The 1,147-nt window shown below is 46.8% G+C and carries 1 protein-coding gene; it reads right to left on the reverse strand.

The window, feature by feature from the left end; genetic code table 11:
- Window positions 1-1,147: Ig-like domain-containing protein (locus PGRAN_RS16910; RefSeq protein ID WP_036068580.1), on the reverse strand; the 1,147-nt coding region annotated here is incomplete at both ends.

The raw sequence follows: 1,147 nt of genomic DNA on the forward strand, positions 1-1,147 counted from the left end.
TGATGGTTGTTTGAGCGATGGTCCTTGCGTTACTAAAGTGCTTGCAGAAGATGTTTGTCCGTTTAATGTTACGGTTGCTGTCACGGTTGATCCGTAGGCTTGTTTTGGAATGGTAATCGCATAGGTTCCGTTCGCTGCTACTATCCCGCTCGCTACTTGAGTACTGCCGTTTTTGATGACTACAGTGGCGCCTGGTTCGCCTTTTCCGGATACGCTTGTTTGGTCTGATGTGAGGCTATTGATGGTTGTTTGAGCGATGGCTCCTTGTGTTACTACAGTGCTTGCAGAAGATGTTTGTCCATTTTTTGTTACGGTTGCTGATACGATGGATCCGGATCCATAGGCTTGTTTTGGAACTGTGATCGTGTAAGTCCCGTTCGCTGCTACTGTTCCACTTGCTACTTGAGTAGTCCCATTTTTGATGACGACGGTTCCGCCTGGTTCGCCTCTTCCGGATACGCTTGTTTGGTCTGATGTGAGGCTATTGATGGTTGTTTGAGCGATGGTTTCTTGCGTTACTACAGTGCTTGCAGAAGATGTTTGTCCGTTTAATGTTACGGTTGCTGTTACGGTGGATCCATAGGCTTGTTTTGGAACTGTGATCGTGTACGTTCCGTTCGCTGCTACGGTTCCACTTGCTACTTGAGTAGTCCCATTTTTGATGACTATGGTTCCGCCTGGTTCGCCTTTTCCAGACACGCTTGTGTGGTCTGATGTGAGGCTATTGATGGTTGTTTGAGCAATGGTTCCTTGCGTTACTAAAGTGCTTGCAGAAGATGTTTTTCCGTTTTTTGTTACGGTTGCTGTTACGATGGATCCATAGGCTTGTTTTGGAACTGTGATCGTGTACGTTCCGTTCGTTGCTACTGTTCCACTTGCTACTTGAGTAGTCCCATTTTTGATGACGACGGTTCCGCCTGATTCGCCTCTTCCGGATACGCTTGTTTGGTCTGATGTGAGGCTATTGATGGTTGTTTGAGCGATGGTTCCTTGCGTTACTAAAGTGCTTGCAGAAGATGTTTGTCCGTTTAATGTTACGGTTGCTGTCACGGTTGATCCGTAGGCTTGTTTTGGAATGGTAATCGCATAGGTTCCGTTCGCTGCTACTATCCCGCTCGCTACTTGAGTACTGTCCGTTTTTTGATGA

Source organism: Listeria grandensis FSL F6-0971, assembly GCF_000525835.1.
GTDB lineage: Bacteria > Bacillota > Bacilli > Lactobacillales > Listeriaceae > Listeria_A > Listeria_A grandensis.